Annotated in this window: 3 protein-coding genes; all 3 read right to left on the reverse strand. The window is 73.1% G+C overall.

What is annotated here, in order from left to right:
* Positions 1–6: 6 nt before the first annotated feature.
* From PJ985_RS12230 to PJ985_RS12240, 3 genes are read right to left on the reverse strand one after another with little or no spacing between them, the layout of a single operon-like run.
* Complete coding sequence (locus PJ985_RS12230) at positions 7–1,377, reverse strand: serine hydrolase domain-containing protein (protein WP_271683707.1); 1,371 nt, start codon at positions 1,375–1,377, stop codon at positions 7–9.
* A 1-nt stretch (position 1,378) separates the two neighbouring features.
* Positions 1,379–13,849 carry a non-ribosomal peptide synthetase gene (locus tag PJ985_RS12235; protein WP_271683708.1) on the reverse strand — a complete coding sequence of 4,157 codons (12,471 nt, stop codon included), beginning with the start codon at positions 13,847–13,849 and terminating at the stop codon, positions 1,379–1,381.
* Positions 13,836–21,977 (reverse strand): non-ribosomal peptide synthetase, encoded by an 8,142-nt coding sequence (locus PJ985_RS12240; RefSeq protein ID WP_271683709.1) that lies wholly within the window; start codon positions 21,975–21,977, stop codon positions 13,836–13,838. Before PJ985_RS12240 ends, PJ985_RS12235 begins: the two co-directional genes overlap by 14 nt.
* Positions 21,978–22,143: the final 166 nt, after the last annotated feature.

The raw sequence follows: 22,143 nt of genomic DNA on the forward strand, positions 1-22,143 counted from the left end.
GTGACGTCAACCTTTCTCGTGCCATTTGCGGGCCAGTCGGCCCGCGAGCTGAAGAAGGGGTGCTTCCCCGGGGGCCGCGCCGGGCAGGAACCGGCCGTGGAACTCGTTGCGCGCGTCGTCGATCTCCTGGGCGGTGAAACGCAGACCATGGCCCATCACCAGCCGGGAATGAGTCCGGCCCCCGATGGACAGCTGGAGGCCGCCCGCGCCGTCCGGATCGATGTCGTAGACCAGGTCACCGTTGATGTAGCGGCCCGTCACTGCGTCGGGGGGTGGTGACGGCACACAGGAGGCCGGTGGTGCCGCGGGCTGCGGGCGTGCCCCCGGCAGCCCGGCGTCCGCCAGCCGGCCGGCCAGGTCGGCCCAGAGCCGCTGCCCGGTACCGGCATTGGTGTTCAGGGCGATCACGGTCCCGGTTGCCGGCTGGAAGCGCAGGTGACAGGAGATCCCGTCGCCCGTCCCGTCGTGCCCGAAGACCGGTGCGTCGCTGTCCGGGTCCGTGTACCGGGCCCAGCCCAGCCCCCATCCGCTCGCCATGCCGTACGGCTCGATCTGCGCATCGCCGAGCTGGTCGCGGCACATCTCGGCGACCGTGGCCTTCTCCAGCAGCCCTTGGCCGTCCGTGCCGGGAAGGAAGAGCCCGGCGAAGCGGGCCAGCTCCGCGGCGCTGAGCGCGAGAGCCCCGTTGGGTTCCTCCACGGCCGGTACCTGCTGGTCCACCGGAATCGTGCGCCGTCCCGACCAGTGCACCGCGTGACCGGAAACCGGGGTGCGGCCCGTCGGGCCGACAGCGTAGGCAGCTGTGAATCCCAGCGGGTCGAGCAGGATGCCCTCCAGGGCCTCCCGCCACGTCATCCCCGTGACCGCCTCGACCAGGCGGCCGACGACGACGTAGCCGGCGTTGGAGTAGGAGAACCCGGAGCCCGGCGGATGCGCGAGCTGGTGCTCGCCGCAGTGGCGCGTCACCCACCGGTCCCGGGGCAGGGATTCCTCCTCGACGTTGGCCACCAGCCCTCCCGTGTGGGTGAGGAGCTGGCGCAGCGTCACGGATCGGCCGGCCCCGAACTCGGGAAGGCAACCCGCGAGCGGCTCGTCGAGCCCCACATCGCCGTCGGCCACCAGCACCATGGCCAGCGCGGCGGTGAACGGCTTGGTGACCGAGGCCAGCGGAAAGGCCGCTTCCGCGGTCACTGCGACGCCGGTGCCGTGAACCCGCTCCCCGGTACTGGCCAGAAGTGTCCGGTTCTGATGCCGGACGGCCAGCTGGGCGCCGGGCACCCGGTGCTCCCGGGCCAGCCGGCTGAGCAACCGGGTGAGGGAGGCGGGGTCGAGGTCGTCCGGCCGTTCCGGGCGCAGCACCGTGATGTTGCCCGCCACGTCATCGCCTCCCTGTGTGCGCCGCGATGGCACGCAGCGCATCGGCGAATTCCTCGGCCACCTCGCGTACCTCTTTCTCCGACAGCAGTTCCGATGCGTAGTGCCAGGTGAACGTGAGCCGGCCGTCCTCGACGACGCCCACGATGTCCAGCGGATGGGTCACCTCCTCGCGGGGGTCCTGTTCCTCTCCCGCCGGCGCCAGCAGCCGGCCGCAGAGCCGGCCGGCCGGCTCCGGGCCGCCCGCACCACCGGTGGAGCCGTGGTAATTGAAGACGACCTGCGGGTCCGTGCGGTCCCGCAGGACAGCGCCCGGGGCCCCGTCGGCGCTGAGCCGGCGCAGCGCCCCGTACCCGAGGCCGTTGCCGGGTACCTTCCGCAGCTGCCGCCGTACGGACTTCACCAGGGCCGGCCAGTCGCCGTCCGCCCCGGGCACCGTGACGGCGACCGGGTACAACGTGGTGAACCAGCCCGTGGTGCGGGTGAGATCAATACCTTCGGCGATGTCCTCGCGGCCGTGGCCTTCGAGGTCGATGACCACTTCGGGCGTGCCGGTCCACCGGGACAGGGCGTGCGCGAGCGCGGCGAACAGCACATGGTGGACCCGGCTGCGGAAGGCTCCCGGGGCGCGGTGCAGCAGAAGCTCGCTCACTTCCCCGTCGAGGGTGACGGTGCAGCTCTCCACCGAGCCCGCCGTGGCGGTGCCGGTGCCGGTGCCCGGCAGCGGGAGGGGCTCCGGCAGGCCGGCCCAGTGAGCGAGCTGGTCGTCGAAGGCTCCCTGCGCGACCTGGTCGCCGAGCAGCCGGGACCACTGCTGGAAGGATGTGGTCCGCGGGCCGAGCGCGACAGGTTCACCGGCCGCGGCCTGCCGGTACGCGGTCTCCAGGTCGTCCAGCAGAATGCGCCAGGAGACGGCGTCCACCACCAGGTGGTGAGCGGTGAGGTACAGGACCGACGGCCGGCCGGCACCGCGGCGGAAGAGCGCCGCGCGCAGCAGTGGCCCCTGCGCCAGGTCCAGGTCCCGGTTGAGCTCAGTGGCACGCTGCTCCAGTTCTGCCTGACCGGCCTCCTCATCCGCCGGCAGGTCGTACACGGCCGGCTCGACGGTGCCGCCCGGGACGACGTGCTGGTGCCACTGGCCGTCCTCCTGGACGAACCGGGTGCGCAGCGCATCGTGCTGTTCCAGCAGCGCCGACAGCGCGGCGCCCAGCTGGCTCTCCTCGGCGTCCGGTGCCAGCTCGATCAGCACGGACTGGCTGAAGTGGTGCGGTGCCAGCGGCTCCCGGGCGAAGAACTCGCGCTGGATGGGCGTCAGCGGGACCGGGCCGGTCACCGGCTCCGCGGCGGCGGTGGGCTGCGGCGCGGTGCCGACCGCCTCCGCCAGCCGGCGGACGGTCTGCCGGAGGAAGATGTCCTTGGCGGTCACCGTCAGCCCGGCCTGCCTGATGCGGTGCACAGCCTGCATGCTCAGGATGGAGTCGCCGCCGAGCTCGAAGAAGTTGTCGTCCAGGCCGACCCTCGCCGTGTCCAGGACCTGGGCCCAGATGTGCGACAGGGTGTGTTCCACCTCCGTGCGTGGCGCGGTGTACGTGCCGGTCGCGGTGGACAGCTCCGGCTCGGGCAGCGCACCCCGGTCCACCTTGCCGCTGGCCGTCATGGGCAGTCCGTCCAGGAACGTGACACCGGCAGGCACCATGTAGGGCGGCAGCGACTCCTCCAGGTGGCGGCGCAGCTCCTCCTGGTCGGGCGGCGTGCCCGTGGCCGTCGCGTAGGCCACGATCCGTGGTGCTCCCCCCGGTCCGCCGCGTACCGCGACCGCGCACTGGCCGATGCCCGGATGGGTGCCGAGGACCGCTTCGATCTCACCGAGCTCGATGCGGAAACCCCTGACCTTGACCTGGCCGTCGGCCCGGCCCAGGAACTCGATCCGGCCGTCAGCGGTCCAGCGGCCCCGGTCACCGGTGCGGTACATCCGCTCGCCGGGCGCCCCCAGCGGATCGGGCACGAAGCTCCCGGCGGTCAGCGCCGGGCGTCCCAGATAGCCGCGGGACACCTGGGCTCCGGAGAGGTACAGCTCCCCGGGGACGCCCACCGGGGCGGGCCGCAGCCGGGCGTCCAGCACCTGGACCCGGCTGTTCGTCATCGGACGGCCGATGACCGGACGGCTGTCCGCCGTGATCGGGCCGTACAGCGTGTCGATGGTGCACTCGGTCGGGCCGTAGCTGTTGTACGCGGCGCCGGTGGCCGCCAGCTCCTGCCAGAGGGCGTCACCGACCGCCTCACCGCCGACGATGATCAGCGAGGGACGGTGCCGGCCGGGGGACATCATCCCCGCCCGCAGCAGCAGCTCCGCGTACGTGGGGGTGATCTCCAGGTGTTCGATGCGGTGTTCCGCTATGTAGGCGGCCAGCGCCTCCGGGTCCAGCCGGGTTCGGTCGTCCAGGATGTGCGTCTCGGCACCGCCCATCAGAGCCAGCAGATTGCCCAGCGAGCTGTCGAAGGAGAAGGTCGCGGTGAGTGCGGACCGCAGGATGCCGCCTGGTATTGCGGCGGCGGCCGGCCGGAAGCGCTTCCCGAGGTGGTCCGCCGCGACGTTGGACAGGTTCCGGTGCTCGACGACCACGCCCTTGGGCCGGCCGGTTGAGCCGGATGTGTACAGGAGGTAGGCCGGGTGCTCGGGTCGCAGCGCGGTGCGGCGGTCCGCGTCCCGCGGGTCGGTGTCCGGGCAGCCGGTCAGGTCGCCCGCGGCGTCCGCCAGGTGCAGCACCGGCGTTCGCGCGGTCATCCCCGGCAGCCGGTCCGGGGAGTCCCGCTCCAGCAGCACCAGCGCGGGCCGGGCGTCCTCGAGTATCAGGCCGAGGCGGGCCGGCGGCAGGGACGGATCGAGCGGCAGGTACGCCGCGCCGGCCTTCAGCACGGCGAGGACGGCCACCACCGTGCCGGTGGTGCGGGTGCCCGGTACCGCCACCAGGTCCTCGGGGCCGATACCGCGGGAGATCAGCAGATGGGCCAGCCGGTTCACGGCGGCGTTCAGCTCGCCGAAGGACAGGCTCGCCGGGTCGTCGGAGGCGATCAGCGCCTTCCGGTCCGGGAAGGCTGCGGCCTGTTCCTCCAGATAGCCGGTGACGGGGCCGGGAGGAATGTCGCGGGAAGTGTCGTTCCAGGTGCCGGTCTTCCGGGCGAGAGCCTCCTCGTCCTCCAGCGGCAGACCGCTCATCCGCTCGTGGTCGCCCACCACTCCGGCCAGCAGCCGTTGCAGCTGCGCGGCGAACCGGTCGACGGTCGCGGCGTCGAACAGCGCGGTGCTGTAGCTGATGCCCGCCAGCAGGGCACCCCGGTGTTCCACGAAGTCGAAGCTCAGGTCGTGGCTCACCTCGCCGCTGACGAAGGAGACCTCCTCGGCCGACAGGCCGTGGGCGTTCATGCTGTCCGGCCGGGTGTTCTCCAGGCCCACCATGACCTCGACCAGTGCGTTGCGGCTGGGGTCGCGCTGATCCTGGACCAGCTCGATCAGCTGCTCGAAGGGTGCTTCGCCGTGGACGAACGCCTCCAGCGCCGTGTCGCGGACCCGGGACAGGAATGCCGGAAACGTCTCGGACTCGTCGACGGTGGAGCGCATCACCACCGTGTTCACGAAGAAGCCGAGCAAGCCCTGCAGTTCCTGCCGGTCCCGTCCCGAGGCGGGGGTGCCGACCACGATGTCGTCCTGGCCGGTCCAGCGGGCCAGCAGGACCTGCACGGCGGCGAGCAGGGCCATGAACAAGGTGGCGTCCTGCCGCCGTGCGACGGCCTTCAGCCCGTCGACCACCTCGGCGGGGATCTCCACCAGCTTCAGTTCGCCCGCCGACTCGCGGACCGCCGGGCGGGGACGGTCGAGCGGCAGTTCCAGCGGGGTGATCCCGCGCAGCTTCTCCCGCCAGTACTCCAGGTGCTCCGCCATGACCGGCCCGGCCGCCCGGCGGCGCTGCCAGACCGCGTAGTCGGCGTACTGCAGCGGGAGAGGAGCGGGCTCGACGGGCTCCCCGGTGACAGCGGCCGTGTAGAACGCGCTCAGGTCATCGGAGAGCACACCCATGGACCAGCCGTCCGTCCCGATGTGATGCATGATCAGCGCGAACAGGTGCTCCTGGGCGCCGGTCCGGACCAGCACCGCCCGGAAGACCGGGCCCTCCCCGAGATCGAACGGCCGGGCCGTCTCCTGCCGCAGGTGCTCGCGCACTGCTTCTTCCGTGTCCTCAGGACCGTCCTCGGGCAGCTCGGTCACGGGCAGCGCCGTGGTGAACGGCTCCCGGACGGTCTGGACGGCGGTGCCGTCGACCGTGGCGTAGGTCGTGCGCAGCGGCTCGTGACGGGCGACCAGCGCGTCGAGTGCCGTGGCGAGGGCCTGCGTGTCCAGCTCGCCTCGCAGGCGCACCGCGAACACCGTGTGGTACTCCGAGCTCTCCGGCTCGAAGTCGTACAGGAACCACAGGCGCTGCTGCCCCGAGGAGAGCGGCAGCGGCCCGTCCCGGCGCACGGGCGTCAGCAGTTCCTCGACCGGTGCCTCCACGGCATCCGGCCCGTCGAGGGCGGCCGCCAGACCGGCCACGGTCGGGGTGTCGAAAAGCTGCCGGGGGGAGACGGCGGCACCGTTGGCGGCCCGGACGGCCGAGATCACCTGGATGCTCAGCACGGAGTCGCCGCCGAGGGCGAAGAAGTTGTCCGTGGCCCCGACCCGTTCGATGCCGAGGACCTCGCACCAGATCCGGGCGAGCAGCTTCTCCGTGCCGCCGCGCGGCGGCACGTACTCCCCGGCAGCGGCGGCGGGCCACCGGGGCTGCGGCAGCGCCCGGCGGTCGACAGTGCCGCTGGTCGTCATCGGCAGTTCGGGCAGCAGTGTCACGACCGTGGGGACGGCCGGTGCGGGCAGGCCGTCGGAGACGAACTCCCGCAGCGCGTCGGGGTCCGGGCCGGCCCCGCCGTCGGCGGCGGTCACGTACCCGACCAGCCGGTCCGTGCCGGAGCCGTCCCGGCGCAGCACCGCGGCGGCGGCGGCGACCTCCGGGTGGCGGCTGAGCGCGGCCTCCACCTCCCCCAGCTCCACCCGGAAGCCCCGGATCTTGACCTGGTCGTCGACGCGGCCCAGGCACTCCAGCACACCGTCCGGCCGTCGGCGCACCAGATCGCCGGTCCGGTACATCCGGGCGTCCGGGTCGTCGGCGAAGGGGTCCCGGACGAACCGCTCAGCAGTCAGTTCCGGGCGGCCCAGGTAGCCGCGGGACACCCCGTCCCCGCCGATGCAGCACTCGCCGGTGACGCCCAGTGGCACAGGTCGCAGGTTCTCGTCCAGGACATGGATGCGGGTGTTCGCCAGAGGACGGCCGATCGGCACGTAACCGCTCCGTCCCATCGGCTCGGTACCGAGCCGGAAGACCGTGGAGTCCACCGTGGTCTCCGTGGAGCCGTAGGCGTTGACCACCACGGTGCCGGCCCCGAGCCCGGCCCGCACCTCACGGGCGGCATCGGCCGGCCAGCCCTCGGAGCCGACCATCAGCAGCCGCAGGGACTCCGGCCGCTGCCCACGGTGGGTGAATTCGGTGACCAGGGCGTGGGCCAGCGCCGGCACGGTGACCAGCAGCTCGGCACGGCTGTCCAGGAGCCGGTCGGCCAGAGCCACCGGGTCGGCCACGGCCTCGGCAGGGCAGATGACCATGGCGCCGCCGAAGAGAGCGGAGAGCAGGAAGTCACCGAAGAACAGGTCCACGGAGAGACTGGAGACCGACAGCACCCGCGGCCGCATCGCGGTCAGGCCGTGGTGCTTGTCCCAGGCCCGCACCATGTGGTGGACATGGCGGTGCTCCACCATGACGCCCTTGGGCCTGCCCGTGGTGCCCGAGGTGTACACGACGTAGGCCAGGTCGTCGGGGGCGGCCACGTCCGGAGGCGGGGTGACCGGCTGTCCCAGCAGCCGGTCGGCGTCCCGGTCCAGACAGATGATTTCGGTGCCTCCCGCGGGCATCAGCCCGGTGTACCTCTCCTCGGTCACCACCACGGGCGCCGCGGAGTCCTCCAGCATCAGCCGCAGCCGGGCCGCCGGAAAGCTGGGGTCGAGCGGCACGAAGGCACCACCGGCCTTGAGCACCGCCAAGAGCGCCACCACCGTGCCGGCGTGCCGGCCGGTGCAGACGCCCACCAGGACACCGGGCTTCACCCCCAGCTCCGCCAGCCGGTGCGCGAGCCGGCTGGACCGCTCGTCCACCTCGGTGAAGGTCAGCTCCGAGGTGTCGTCGCTGACGGCAACGGCGTCCGGGGTGCGGCGTGCCTGCTCGGCGAACAGCTCGTGCACACAGCGCGCGGGCGGGTGAGCGACGTCCGTGTCGTTGTTCGCCGCCAGCCGGCGCAGTTCCTCACGGGTGGCCGGCGGCAGTTGGGACACCGGCGCTTCGGGGTCCTCGGCCATCGCCTCCAGCAGCGTGTCGAGGTAGTCGGCCAGCCGCTCGATGGTGTCGGTGTCGAAGACCGCCGGGTCGTATCCGAGCGCGAGTTGCAGCTCCTCGGCCGCGTGAGCGGTCAGCGTGAGCGGGTAGTTGGTGTGCTCGTCACCCAGGTAGCTGCCGAGCCGCAGGCCGTGGCGGGAGGCACTCTCGCTGTCGTAGGGGTAGTTCTCGAAGACGACGATGCTGTCGAAGAGGTGCGCGCCGGAGGGCGCCCCGCTGTACCGCTGGATCCGGGCGGCCGACACGTACTCGTAGGCGCGCGAGTCGAGCTGGGCCGCCTGCAGTTCGCGCAGCCACTGGGAGGTGGTTTGCGTCCCGTCGGTGCGGACCCGGACCGGCACCGTGTTGATGAACAGTCCCATCATCCGTCCCGCGTCCGTGAGGTCGGCGGGACGGCCGGCGACCGTGGCACCGAAACACACCTGCCTCTCCCCGCTGTAGCGGGACAGCAGCTGCGCCCAGGCACCCTGCACCAGCGTGTTCACCGTCAGGCGGGCGGCGCGGGCGGTCGCGTACAGCCTCCGGGACCGGTCCGGCGACAGCCGCAGCCGCAGTTCCCGGGAGGACCGGGTGCCGTGCGCCCGCACCGGCACCCGGTCGTAGGGCAACGGAGTGGGTGCGGTGAAGCCCTGAAGGACCCCGCTCCAGTACGCGCGGGCCGCCTCCTCGTCCTGGGCCGCCAGCCAGGCGACATAGTCCCGGTAGGGGCGGCGGGCGGGCATCTCCGGCCGGGTGGCGTCCGGGTCCGGACCGGTCCGCGCCGCGTACTCGGTGAGCACCTCACCGAGCAGTTCGGAGAAGCTCCAGCCGTCCATGACCAGGTGGTGGACGGACCAGAACAGCTGCACGGCGGAGTCGGTCAGCCGCGCGATGCACAGATCCAGCAGCGGTGCGGTGGTCAGGTCCAGCGACCCGGCCGCGCGCTGCTCCCACACCACCGACAGCGCCTCCTGCCGTGCCTCCTCCGACAGCTCCCGCAGGTCCGTGAGGGTCAGTGGTACCCGAACGCCGGTGTGCACCACCTGCAGCGGCTCCGTGACGTTCTCCCACAGCACGCGGGTGCGCAGCACCGGGGTCCGGTCGACCACCTGCTGCCAGGCGTCCGCCAGCGCCTGCGGGTCGGTGACGCCGTCGATCCGCACCCCGAAGTGGCCGGTGTACATGTCCCGGTCCCCGGCCGCGCCGGACAGCGCGTGGAAGAGCATGCCGCTCTGTGCCGGGGTCAGCGGGTAGATGTCCTCCACCGTCGTGCCCGTGCCGGCGATCCGATCGACGGCCGCCTGGTCGAGGGCGGCGAGCGGGAAGTCCGACGGGGTGCGGCCGCCCGCTCCCGGTGCGGTGCAGTGGGCGGTGATCTCCTCCAGCGCCTCCTGGAAGCGGACGGCCAGCCGTTCGACGGTCTCCCGCCGGTGCACCCCCTCCGCGTACGACCACCGGAACTCCAGCCGGCCGCCGGTCACCGACCCGTTGATCTCGATGAGCTGACGGCGGGGCTGCTCCGGGGCGCGTTCGGCGCCGTCGGCGGCGCACCGCCGCCGCAGTACCGGGGAGTCCGCGGCCGGGCCGTCGAAGCGGCCCAGATAGTTGAAGCTGACCGGTGGTTCGGGGGCCGCGCCCAGTCCCTCGCCCGACTCGGTCAGATAGCGCAGAGCCCCGTAGCCGATGCCATGGCCGGGGACGCCGCGCAGCTGCTCCTTGACGCTCTTCAGCGTCCGGTCCCAGCCGCCGTTCCGGGGCACTTCCAGGGCCACCGGGAACAGCGTGGTGAACCAGCCGACCGTGCGACTGGGGTCGACGCCGAGGACGTCCTCCCGGCCGTGGCCCTCCAGCGCGAGGGCTGCCCGGTCCTGCCCGGTCCACTCGGTGAGAACCGGGGCGAGGGCGCTGAGCAGGACCTCGTTGACGCGGGTGCGGTAGGCCCGGGGCACCTGGCGCAGCAGGGCTTCGGTCGCCTCCTGGCTGAGGGCGACGGTCACCGTGCGCTCCGCTGCCACGGTGTTCGGTCCGTCACCGTCCACGGGCAGCGTGGCGGCCGAGGCCACCGCCGCTTCGACGGACCGCCAGTAGGCGGCCTCGTCCGCGAAGCCGCCGTCGGCGGTGTGCTCGTGCAGGCGCTGGGACCAGCGCCGGAAGGACACTCCCTTGGCGCCGAGCGACAGGGGCTCACCGTCCCGGACCTGCCGGTAGCCCTTCTCCAGGTCGGCGAGCAGGATCTGCCAGGAGACGGCGTCGACGACGAGGTGGTGCGCGGTGAGGAACAGCCTCGGCGGGCGGTGGGCGCCCAGAATGTACAGCCGGGCGCGCAGCAGCGGGCCGGTGGCCAGCGGGAAGTCGTGCTGAGCGCGCAGGTTCTCCTCCCGCATCGCCGCGTCCTGGGCGGCGGGGTCCAGGCCGGACAGGTCGGTCCGCCGCAGCACGTGGCCGGGGTCGGGGTCGGGGTCGGTGTGGGACAGGCGCCAGCCGTTCTTCTCCCGCAGTGCCCGCAGCCGCAGTGCGTCGTGCCGGCCGGGCAGTGCGGTCAGGGCCGTCTCCAGTGCCGCGAGGTCGGTGTCCTCCGCGAGCTCCCAGAACAGCGACTGGTTGAACTGTGTCCGGCTCTCCGGAAGCTCGGTCAGGAACCAGTGCTGGATGGGTAGCAGGGGGACATCGCCGGTGACGCGGCCCTGCTCGGGTGCTTCCCCGCCGTGGGCCGGGCCGGTCCCGGCCTGTCCGGCCACCGCCGCCAGGTCGGCGACGGTCTGCCGCAGGAAGGTCTGCTTGGCCGTCAGCGCCAGGCCCGCGTCGCGGGCGCGGGCGACCACCTGGAGGCTGAGAATGGAGTCCCCGCCCAGCTCGAAGAAATTGTCCTGCACACCGATCGTGTCGACGCCCAGCAGCTCCGACCAGATGGCGGCGAGGGTCCGCTCCGCCGGGGTGCGCGGCGCGATGCGCGGCTCGTCGAGGTCGCGGCGCGGATCGGGGTCCGGCAGGGCGGCGCGGTCCGTCTTGCCGTTGGCGTTCACGGGCAGCCGGTCGAGCCGGACGAACAGCGCGGGCACCATGTGCTCCGGAAGGTGTTCCCGGGCGTACGTCCGCAGCCGGGCGGTCTGCGGGTCGTGGCCGGCAGCGGGCACCGCGTAGGCCACCAGGCGCCGGTTGCCCCGCTCGTCGCGCTTGACGGTCACCGCGGCCGCGGCCAGCTCGGGATGCTGCGACAGCACGGCCTCGATCTCGCCCGGCTCGATGCGGAAGCCACGCAGTTTCACCTGGTCGTCGGTGCGTCCGAGATAGTCCAGGGTGCCGTCGGGCAGCCACCGGGCACGGTCACCGGTGCGGTACATCCGGCCGCCGGGGGGACCGTACGGGTCGGCCACGAACCGTTCGGCGGTCAGCGGGGCACGGCGGAGGTAGCCCTGCGCCAGCGCCCGCCCGGAGAGGTACACCTCCCCGGGTGCCCCGGCCGGGACCGGGCGCAGCCGGCGGTCCAGGACCCGCACTCGTACGCCGTCGAGCGGCCGGCCGACCGGCACGGAGGTGGCGGCGGCCGGGAGGTCCGGGGAGAGCGGGTCGCTCATCGTCGCGCAGACCGTCGCCTCGGTCGGGCCGTAGGCGTTGATCATCCGCCGGCCGGCGGCCCAGGTACGGGCGAGGCCGGGCGGGCACGCCTCGCCGGCCACCACGAGCGTCAGCCGCCCGGGCAGCGCGTCCGGGGGCAGCGTCGCCAGCACGCTGGGCGGCAGGGTGACGTGTGTGACGGAGTGTTTGCGGGTCAGCTCCGGCAGCGCCTCGCCGAGCATCCGGTCCTGTTCGGCGACGACCAGTGCGGCACCGGTGAACAGCGCCATGCCCAGTTCGGAGAAGGCGGCGTCGAATCCCAGGGAGGCGAACTGCAGCACCCGGGAGGCGTCGTCCACGGCGAAGCGTTCGGCTTGCGCGGTCACCAGCCCGTGCACCCCTGTGTGGGTGACCACCACACCCTTGGGGCGTCCGGTGGAGCCGGAGGTGTAGATGATGTAGGCGGGGTGGGAGGGCAGCAGCGGCCCGCCGGCGGTGGGCGCGTCCGGCGGCAGTGCGTCCAGCGCGGCTTCGGTCTCCGGTGTGCCCAGGACGGTCAGGGGCGCGGGGCAGTCCGCGGGCCGGGTACCGGGCGCGGTGACCACCATGGCGGGGGCGGCGTCCGTGAGCAGGTACCGGAGCCGTTCCGCGGGCAGGGCCGGGTCCAGCGGGAGGTAGGCGGCACCTGTCTTCAGGACGGCGAGTACGGCGACGACCATGTCCGAAGAGCGGGGCAGCGATACCGCGACGATCGTGTCCGGTGCCGCGCCCCGGGCGGTCAGCAGGCGGGCGAGCCGGTCGGAGCGCCCGTCCAGCTCCGCGTAGGTCAGCGTTTCCCCGTCCACGTCGGAGACGAGGGCGGTGGCGTCCGGCCGGCGCGCCACCTGCTCCGCGAAGAGCCCCGGGGCGCACCGGGGCTCCCGGCCCGCCCCGGTCCCGCCCCATTCGTGCAGCAGTTGCCGTTCCTCGTCCGCGCCGAGCACGGTGGCCCGCGCCAGCGGCCGGTCCGGATTGCTGAGCACCTCCCGGAGCAGGGTGGTCAGCCGGCCGGTCAGTTGCCGGGCCGTGCCCGGGGTGTACAGGTCGGTGGCGTAGACGAGCCGGCCGTCGAGCTCGCCGTCCCGCTCGGTGAATTCGAACGCCAGGTCCATGCCGGCGGCGGTCCGGGGCGGTTCGATCGTGCTGATCTCCAGGCCCCGGGACGCCCCCGTGCTGTCCGGCGCGTTGTGCAGGCTCACCGACACTTCGGCGAGCGGCGGCCGACTGGGGTCGCGGTCGGGCCGGATGGCCTCCACGACGTGCTGGAAAGGCACTTCCTGGTGGCTGAAGGCGTCCAGCGCGGTGGACCGTACGCGGCGCAGCAACGCACCGAAGGTCAGGTCCTCGTCCACCGTGGTACGCAGCACCAGGTTGTTGACGAAGAAGCCGACGAGCTCCTCGGTCTCCACCCGGTCGCGGCCGGCGACGGCGGTGCCCACCGCGATGTCCTCGCTGCCCGACCAGCGGGCCAGCAGCACCTGGACGGCGGTGGCCAGGCCCATGAACAGCGACGCGCCGTGCTCCTGGCACAGCCGGCGCAGGCCGTCGGTGCCGGCCGCGTCGAGGGTGAAGGTGTGGTCCGCGCCCCGGCCCGAGCGGACCGGCGGGCGGGCCCGGTCGGTGGGCAGCTCCATCGCGCCCAGCCCGGCCAGTTGGGAGCGCCAGTAGTCGAGCTGCGCCGCCGTCCCGGGGCTGTCGCCGCGCTCACGCTGCCACGCCGCCACGTCTGCGTACTGCACCGGCAGCTCCGGCAGGGCGGCGGCCGGGCCGCCGGTCCGCTCCTCGTAGAGGGCGAAGAGATCACGGGTCAGGACGCCCATCGACCATCCGTCCGTGACGATGTGGTGCAGGCCCAGGACAAGCACGTGCTCGAGCGCGCCGAGGCGCAGGAGCCGGGCCCGGAACAGCGGGCCGGTGCGCAGGTCGAAGGGAGCGGCCAGCTCGGCGTCCAGGGCGCGGGCGAGCGCGCTCTCCCGCTGCGGTGCGGACCCCTCCGACAGGTCGGTGAGCGGCAGCGGCACCTCGCCGGCCGGATGGATCAGCTGTGCCCCGGATCCGTCGCCGGGCAGGAAGGTGGTGCGCAGCGGCTCGTGCCGCCGCACCAGACCGTCCAGTGCCGCACGCAGGGCGCCGGTGTCGAGCGGGCCGCGTATCCGCAGCACCCGGACGGTGTTGAACTCCGTGCTGTGCGGGTCGACCTCGTGCAGGTACCAGAGCCGCTGCTGCCCGGGGGAGAGCGGCGCCGGGGCGTCCCGGCGAATCGGCCGGAGCTGCCGCACACCGGGCGCGGGAGCGCTCTCCGCGCGGCCCGACAGGCGCGCGAGCAGCTGCTCGCGCGCCTGTGCGGGCAGCGCCGCCAGCCGGTCGTCAAGGGTGCCGGCCCGCTCGGTGGTGCCGCGGGTGATCTCCTGCTCAAACTGGCTCATGGGTGCTGTCTCCGAGGGGCTGGTCCCACTGGGTGAGGATCTTGGCCTTGATCTGTTCGGCGAGTGCGGTGACGGTCGCGTCGTCGTGGAACTCACGCAGCGACACCTCCACGCCGAAGGCGTGGGAGATCCGCGACATCAGCCGGAGGCTGGTGAGGGAATCGCCGCCGAGGTCGAAAAAGCTGTCGGTGGTGCTGATGGACTCCCGCGCCAGCAGCTCGGACCAGATCGCGGCCACTGCCTGCTCGGTGGGGTCCGACGGCGTGCCGGCGCCGCCCGGTGCGCCGGACCCGGTCCGGTCCGGTTCCGCTTCCGCCGGGGACGGCTGCCCGTGGCTGGCGGCCGCTCGCTCGCGTGGCGGGTGGCCCCCGGCCTGCTTGCGGAGCGATCCGACGGTCTGCTCGGGGGCGTCGGTGACGGCGGTGAGGAGTCCGCGCAGCAGTTCCCCGAGCCGCTCAACCGTCGCCGCGTCGAACACCGACGGGTCGTAGTGGAGCAGCACCGACAGCCGGGCATCGGCATAGACCACGGCATTCAGCGGGTAATTGGTACCGGTCTCCGCAGTGATGTCCCGCAACCGGAGACCGTGTTCGCGGGCGGTCCCGGGATCGACCGGATAGTTCTCGAACACCATGATGCTGTCGAAGAGTTCCGGGCCGGTCCGTTCGGGTGCCCACTGGCGGATCCGGCTCAGTGGCGCATGCTCGTGCTGGCGCGCCTGCGTCTGGTCCTCCTGGATGCGGCGCAGCCAGGTGGCGAGCGGAGCGTCCTCGCTGATCCGGATCCGCACCGGCAGGGTGCTGATGAAAAGTCCGATCATCGCCTCGATGCCGTCGACCTCCGCGGAACGGCCGGAAGCCGTGGTGCCGAAGCAGACATCGTCGCCGCCGTGCGAGGACAGCAGCAGCGCCCACATGCCCAGCAGCAGGGTGTTGGGGGTGACCCCGGCATGCCGCGCCGCGGCGTACAGGCGCCCCGAGACGTCCTCCGGGAGGGTCAGGAGGTGCTGGGACGAGGAGCTGATCGTCCGCCGGTCACCCGGTGAGCGGTCGTAGGGCAGCGGGGTCGGGCCCGGCAGGCCGGTCAGTGCGGCACGCCAGTACGCCTCCGCGGCGGAGAGGTCCTGCTCCTGCAGCCAGCGCACGTAGTCGCCGTACGGGTGGCGCCGGACCGGGGCGAAGGGCGTGCCGCCGGCGAGAGCCGCGTACTCGCCGAGCACTTCGGTGAGCACCAGCATGGCGCTCCAGCCGTCCAGCAGGGTGTGGTGGAACGTCCACAGCACCCGTACCCGGTCCCCGCCCAGGTCGGCGAGGGCCACCCGCATCAGCGGGGCCACCGCCAGGTCCAGTCCGCGTGCCCGGTCCTCGACGAGGTACCGGTCCGCGGTCTCCCTGCGCTGCTCCTCGTTCAGCGTGCGCCAGTCGAGCCGGGTCACCGGCAGTACTGCGCGCTGCGCGACGACCTGCCGGGGCTCGGGGAGCCCGCTGCGCACCAGTGCGGTCCGCAGCACCGGGTTGCGGTCCACCGCGTGCTGCCACGCGGTGGCGAGCAGCGCGGTGTCCCCGATGCCCTCCAGGGTGAAGTGGTTCTGCTCCAGGTACAGGCCCCGCCGGCTGTCCATCAGGCTGTGGAAGAGCATCCCGTACTGCATCGGGGTCAGCGGGTAGATGTCCTCCACCGCGCTGCCGTCGCCGGCCAGCAGGTCCACCGCGGCCTGGTCCAGGCCGCAGAGCGGGAAGTCCGACGGCGTCCGGCCGCCCGAGCCGGGGCGCACGCAGTGGGCGACGAGGTCCCGCAGGTGACTGCGGAAACGGTCCGCCAGATCCTCGAGAGTGCCCTCGCCCGGCCCCTCCCCGCCGGCCGTCCAGGTCACCTCGAACTGCCCGTCGCGGACCGCTCCGACAACGTCCAGCTCGTGCGCGCCGGGGCCGTCGGGCCGGTGCAGACCGATCCCGCTCGTGTCGCGCAGCGGCCGGTGCTCCGGCGCGGCCCCCGGGAACTGACCGAGGTAGTTGAAGCTCACCCGGGGCGCGGGGCCGGCCGGCAGGCCCTCGGCCGTCAGAGTGCGCAGCGCGCCGTAGCCCACTCCGTGCCGGGGGACGGCCCGCAGCTGTTCCTTGACGGATTTCACCAGGGCTTCCCAGCCGGGCGGTGCGGCATCCAGGGCCACGGGGTAGTAGGAGGTGAACCAGCCCACGGTGCGGCTCAGGTCCAGCTCCGGGAAGAGATCCTCCCGGCCGTGCCCCTCCAGGGCGATCACCACGCGATCCCGGCCCGTCCACTCGGCCAGGGTGCGGGTGAGTGCGCTCAGCAGCAGGTCGTCGATCCGGGTGCGGTAGGCGGCGGGTGCCGCTCTGAGCAGTGCTGAGGTTTCGGCCTCGGTCAGGGAGACGGACGCCTCGGCCGGCCCGGATGCGGGACCGCCGACGGCGCCGTCCCGGGGGAGCGGGGGGTCGGTGTGCCGGGCGATCTCCGCCCAGTACTCCCGTTCCTCCTCGAACCCGCCGTCCAGGGCGTGGCGGTGCAGCCGCCGGGCCCATTCCCGGAAGGAGCCGGCCGGCTGCTCCAGGGTGATGGCGGCGCCCTGCTGTGCCTGTTCCAGGGCGAGGGACAGGTCTTCCAGGAGCACCCGCCAGGACACGCCGTCCACCACCAGATGATGGGCGGTCAGCAGCAGCCGGGCGGGCGTTCCGCCGGGTGAGGTGAACAGCACCGCCCGGAACAGCTCGCCCGTGGCCGGATCCATGGCGGCGTGGGCCCGCCCGGCTGCCTCCCGGACGGCTTCCTCCGCCTCCGGGCCCGTGCCGGGCAGGCGGACGACGCTCAGCACGTCGGTACCGGCCTGCGGGGCGTGACTCTGCCGCCACCGGTCACCGGTGCCGGTGAAGCGGTGGCGCAGCGCCTCGTGGCGCTCCAGTACGGCGCCGAGTGCGCGTCGCAGTGCCGGCTCGTCGATGCCGGCGGCCGGCTCGGTCCAGACGTACTGGTTGAAGATTCGGGGGTCGGCACCGCCGTTGAGGGTGCCGTCCAGCAGCAGGTGCTGGATGGGGGTGAGCGGTGCGTCCAGGTGGCCGGCCTCCGGACGCCCCGGAGCGTCCGGGGAGCCGGTCCGCCGCTCCGGGCCTCCGGTGCCGGAAGCCACGCGCAGGGCCAGTTCGCCGACGGTGGGCCAACGGAAGATGTCCTGGGAGGTCAGCCGGAGGCCGGCCCGCCGAGCCCTGGCGACCACCTGGAGGCTGAGGATCGAGTCGCCGCCGAGTCCGAAGAAGTTGTCGTCGGTGCCCACCCGGGGGACGTCGATGACCTCTGCCCAGATCGTCGCGAGCATCCGCTCCAGCACGGTTGCCGGGGCGGTGTACCCGGCCGGGTCCGCACGGTCCTCCGGCGGTGCGGGCAGCGCTTTCCGGTCGATCTTGCCGTTCGGGGTGAGCGGCATCCCGTCGAGCACCACGAAGGTCCGCGGCACCATGTACTCCGGGAGGAAGCCGGAAATCTCCCCGGTCAGCGCCTCGGCGGAGACGTTCCGGCCGGGCTCGGGCACCACATAGCCGACCAGTCGCTGTCCCCGGGCGCCGTCGGAGCTCACCACCACGACCGCCTGGGCGACCTCCTCCTGCCGGGTGATCACGGTCTCGATCTCGCCGAGTTCGATCCGGAAGCCCCGCAGCTTCACCTGCTGGTCGGTGCGGCCCAGGTAGTCCAGCGAGCCGTCGGGCAGGCGCCGGACCAGGTCGCCGGTGCGGTACATGCGGGCCCCCGGCGGGCCGAACGGGCAGGCGACGAAGCGTTCGGCGGTCAGATCCGGGCGGGAGGCGTACCCGCGGGCCAGCCCGTCGCCTGCCAGGTGCAGTTCGCCCGGGACGCCCGTCGGCACGGGGTGGCCGCGGCCGTCGAGCACGTAGGCGGTGAGGTCGTCGACGGGGAGGCCGATGGAGATCGGCCTTCCCGCCGTGCTGTCGTCCGCCGGGGCCACCGCCCCGGCGGTTGCCACCACCGTCGCCTCGGTGGGCCCGTAGTTGTTGACCAGGGTGCAGGGCAGGCCGTGGGGCGGCCGGCGCCGCAGCGCGTCCCCGCCGACGAGTACTGTCCGCAGCCGGGTCCCGGCCAGGCCGGGCTCGTCCAGCAGAACCTCGGCGAGCGGGGTGGGCAGGAAGCAGATCGTCGTGCCCATCCGGGCGAACCAGCTGACCAGGGCCGCCGGCTGGCCGAGCGTGTCCGGGCCGGGCAGATCGATGCGGGCACCCGCGGACAGGTACGGCCAGATCTCCCACGCCGTCGCGTCGAAACCGAGCCCCGCCACCTGCGAGCCCCGGTCCTGCGGTCCGACCCGGTAGGCCCGCACGTGCCAGGCGCACAGCTCGCTCAGGCCGCGGTGCGGGATCATCACGCCCTTGGGCGCCCCCGTGGAGCCGGAGGTGTAGATGATGTAGGCCAGATTCTCCGGACCCACGGTCACCGTCGGCTCGTCGGCGGGCAGCTGTGCGATCTGTGGCCAGTCCGCATCCAGGTCGATCACCGTCGCGTCGGTGTCCGGCAGCCGTCCGTCCGCCCGGCCGGTGGTCAGCAGGACCGGAGCCTTGGTGTCCCGGACGACGAAGCGCAGCCGCTCGGCCGGCAGATCGGGCGGTACGGGCACGTAGGCGCCGCCGGCCTTGAGCACCGCGACCATGGCCACGAGCAGTTCGGGACGGCGCTCCAGGGACAGCACCACGGGGACGTCCGGTCCGACGGCCAGCTCCCGGAGCCGGTGGGCGAGGCGGTTGGCCCGCTCGTCCAGCTCCGCGTAGCTGAGCTCCAGATCGCCGCAGGACACGGCGATCGCGCCGGGGGTACGCCGGGAGTGCTCGCGGAAGAGGTGGTGGGCCGGTGCCCGGTCCCCGGCAGCCGGCCGCCCCGGGGCGGACAGCAGTTCCCGCTGTTCGTCATCGCTGAGCAGCGGCAGGTCCCCGACCGGCCGGGCGGGCTCCGCCGTCACGGCGGTCAGCAGCACCCGCAGATGGGCCGCCATCCGTTCGATCGTCGCGGCGTCGAACAGGGAGGTGCTGTACTCGAACATGACCTCCAGTGCCTCGGCCCGCTCGGTGAACTCCACGGTGAGGTCCAGGACCGTCGCGGTGCGAGGCAGCGCCAGCCGCTCCGCCCGCGCCCCGGCCAGCTCGGCGATTCCGGCGGGAGCGTTCTGCAGGACCACCAGGGCCTGAACGAGCGGCGTCCGGCTGGGGTCGCGCTCCTCGCTCAGCTCGTCCACCAGCCGGTCGAACGGCACGTCCTGGTGGGCGAAGGCACCGAGCACGGTTTCCCGGACCTGCGCCAGCAGCTCCGTGAACGGGATGTCCCCGGTGACCGTGGAACGCAGCACCAGGGTGTTGATGAAGGCGCCGACCAGCCGCTCGGTGTCCGGGTGGTCCCGCCCGGAGACGGCCGTGCCGACCGCCACGTCCTGCTGGCCGCTGTAGCGGGCCAGCAGGACCTGACAGGCCGCCACCAGCGTCATGAACAGCGTCGCGCCACCGGCGGCGCTCACTTCCCGCAGCTCCTGCACGAGCGCGCGGTCCAGAGTGAAGCGGTGGGCCGCGCCCTCCGCGGACCGGACGGTGGGCCGGGCCCGGTCGGTGGGGAGGGCGAGCGGCTCCAGGCCGGCCAGGCGCTCCCGCCAGTACGCCAGCTGGGGGGCCAGCCGTTCCTCGTCCAGCCTGGTGAGCTGCCAGGCGGCGAAGTCCGCGTACCGGGCCGTCAACGGGTCGAGACCGGCGTCCCGGCCCTCCAGAGCGGCGGCGTAGAGCGCGCTGAGTTCCTCGGCGACGATGCCCGTCGACCAGCCGTCGGTCACGATGTGGTGCAGCCCGAGGACCAGCACATGATCCCGAGCCTCGCGCCGGAGCAGCAACGCCCGCATGACCGGGCCGGAGTGCAGGTCGAAGGGGCGGCTCACCTCTTCGCGGAGCACCCGCCGCTGCTCGGCCTCCCGTGACTCCCCGCCCGTGCCGGAGAGATCGGCCAGGACGAGCGGCACACACTCCGGCGACGCGGCGCCGACGACCGCGCGCGGCCGGCCGTCGCGCGCGGGGAAGGTGGTGCGCAGCGGCTCGTGACGTTCCGCCAGGCGCTGCAGCGCCAGCTGCAGTGCCCCGGTGTCGACCGGGCCGCGCAGCCGCCAGGCACTGTGCACGTGGTACTCCGCGGACCCGGGCCGGAACTCCTGGAGGAACCAGAAGCGCCGCTGTGTGGGGGACAGCGGGGGCTCGTCCGTGCGCGGTGCGGGCGGGATCCCCGGCTCGCTCTCCCTGGTCAGCCACTCGGGCCGGGCGGCCAGCTCCTCGATCGTGCGGGATTCGAAGAGCGCGCGGGCCGGCAACGCCGTGCCCAGCGTGGTCCTGACCCGGGTGAGGACGCGGGCGGCGGAGAGGGAGTCGCCGCCCAGGTCGAAGAAGTCGTCCGTGACACCTGTCCGGCCGAGGCCGAGGACCTCCTGCCAGATGTGCGCGAGCGTCTCCTCCCTCCCGTCGCGGGGTGCCACCAGGTCGGAGTCCACACTGTCCTGCCGCCTCGGCGCGGGCAGCGCCTTGCGGTCCAGCTTGCCGTTCACGGTCAGCGGCAGCGAGTCCAGTATGCGGAAGGCGGCGGGCACCATGTGGGACGGCAGCCGGCGCGCGACCGCCGCACGCAGCCGGGAGGGCCCGGGGACGGCGCTCCGGTCCCCCGAGGGAACCGCGTAGGCGACGAGCCTGCGGTCACCGGGCCGGTCCTCCCGGACCACGACGACGGCCTGGCCGATGCCCGGCTCCCTGGCGAGCGTCTCCTCGATCTCACCGAGCTCGATGCGGAACCCCCGCACCTTCACCTGGGTGTCGATCCGGCCCCGGTACTCCAGGCCGCCGTCCGCGTCCGGGCGCATCAGGTCGCCGGAGCGGTACATGCGGGTGCCCGGCGGACCGAACGGACAGGCCACGAAGCGTCCGGCGGTCAGGTCGGGCCGGCCCGCGTAGTTGCGGGCGAGCCCCGGCCCCGCGACGTACAGCTCGCCCTCCGTGCCGGGGGGTACCGGCCGCAGGTTCTCGTCCAGGACATGGAAGGCCAGGTCGGGGATGGGCCCGCCGACCCGGCTCTCCTGTGCCTCCCCGGCCGTCCGGCGGTCCAGCACCAGGTGGGAGGCGTGCACGGTGGTCTCGGTGATCCCGTACATGTTGACGAGCCTCGGCGCGTCCTCGGCGTGCCGGGCGTACCAGTCACCGAGCCGCCGGAAGTCCAGGGCTTCACCCGCGAAGATCACGTAACGCAGAGCGAGGGCTGCGCTCAGCTCCGGATGCTCGCGGTCGGCCCCCAGTAGCTGATAGAAGGCGGAGGGCGTCTGGTTGAGCACCGTCACCCGCTCCTCGGCCAGCAGGCGCAGGAAGTCCGCCGGAGACCGGGTCACGGCCTGCGGAACCACGACGAGCCGGCCCCCGTGCAGGAGGGCCCCCCAGATCTCCCAGACCGAGACATCGAAGGCGAAGGAGTGGAACAACGGCCAGACGTCCCGCTCGGTGAACCCGTACCAGTGGGCGGTCGACGTGAACAGCCGCGTCACGCTGCGGTGCCCGACCACCACACCCTTGGGGTTCCCGGTCGAGCCGGAGGTGTAGATCATGTACGCGGGGGAGTCGGCGAAACGCCGGAAGGCCGCCCCGCCCGGGACGTGGGCGGCGCGCGCCCGCACGTCCTCGTCGGAGTCCGGGTCGTCCAGCAGCAGCCAGGGAATCCGGGAATCCGTGCCCTCCAACCGGGTGCCGGCCTCCGAAACCGTGACGGCCGCGACGGGGGCGGCGTCCGCGAGCATGTACGCCACCCGCTCCGCCGGATATCCGGGATCGATCGGCACATAACCCGCACCCGTCCGCAGGACCGCCAGAATCGAGACGATCATGTCGATCGACCGGGGCATCAGCAGCGCCACGAACCGCTCCGGCCCCGCACCCAGCCGCGTCAGCCGCGCAGCGAGCGCCGTGGCCCGCGCGTCGAGCTCCGCGTAGCTGAGCGCGTCGCCGGCGCAGCTGACCGCCGTGTTCTGCGGAGTCCTGGCGGCCTGTGCGGCGAACAGCTGGTCCAGGCACAGATCCCCGTCCGGCTCGTGGGCCTTCCGCTCAACCATCTGGAACAACTCCCTCAACGCGGCATCGAGCATGTGATCGAAAGCCAGTCTGGTGAGCGGGCACGTAGGGTTCTACGTACTTCACTCTCCGGCTAACCAGTGCCTCACCGGCCACGTCGGTCACCCGCGTGCGATCCTCGGCCCTCACCGCACCGCCCGGCCGGAA

The organism is Streptomyces sp. ACA25 (genome assembly GCF_028200735.1).
In the GTDB taxonomy this organism is placed as follows: domain Bacteria; phylum Actinomycetota; class Actinomycetes; order Streptomycetales; family Streptomycetaceae; genus Streptomyces.

Coding starts and splice junctions, on each gene's coding strand:
- PJ985_RS12235 (WP_271683708.1), bottom strand. CDS start 13,849: ATGAGCCAGTTTGAGCAGGAGATCACCCGCGGCACCACCGAGCGGGCC.
- PJ985_RS12240 (WP_271683709.1), bottom strand. CDS start 21,977: ATGGTTGAGCGGAAGGCCCACGAGCCGGACGGGGATCTGTGCCTGGAC.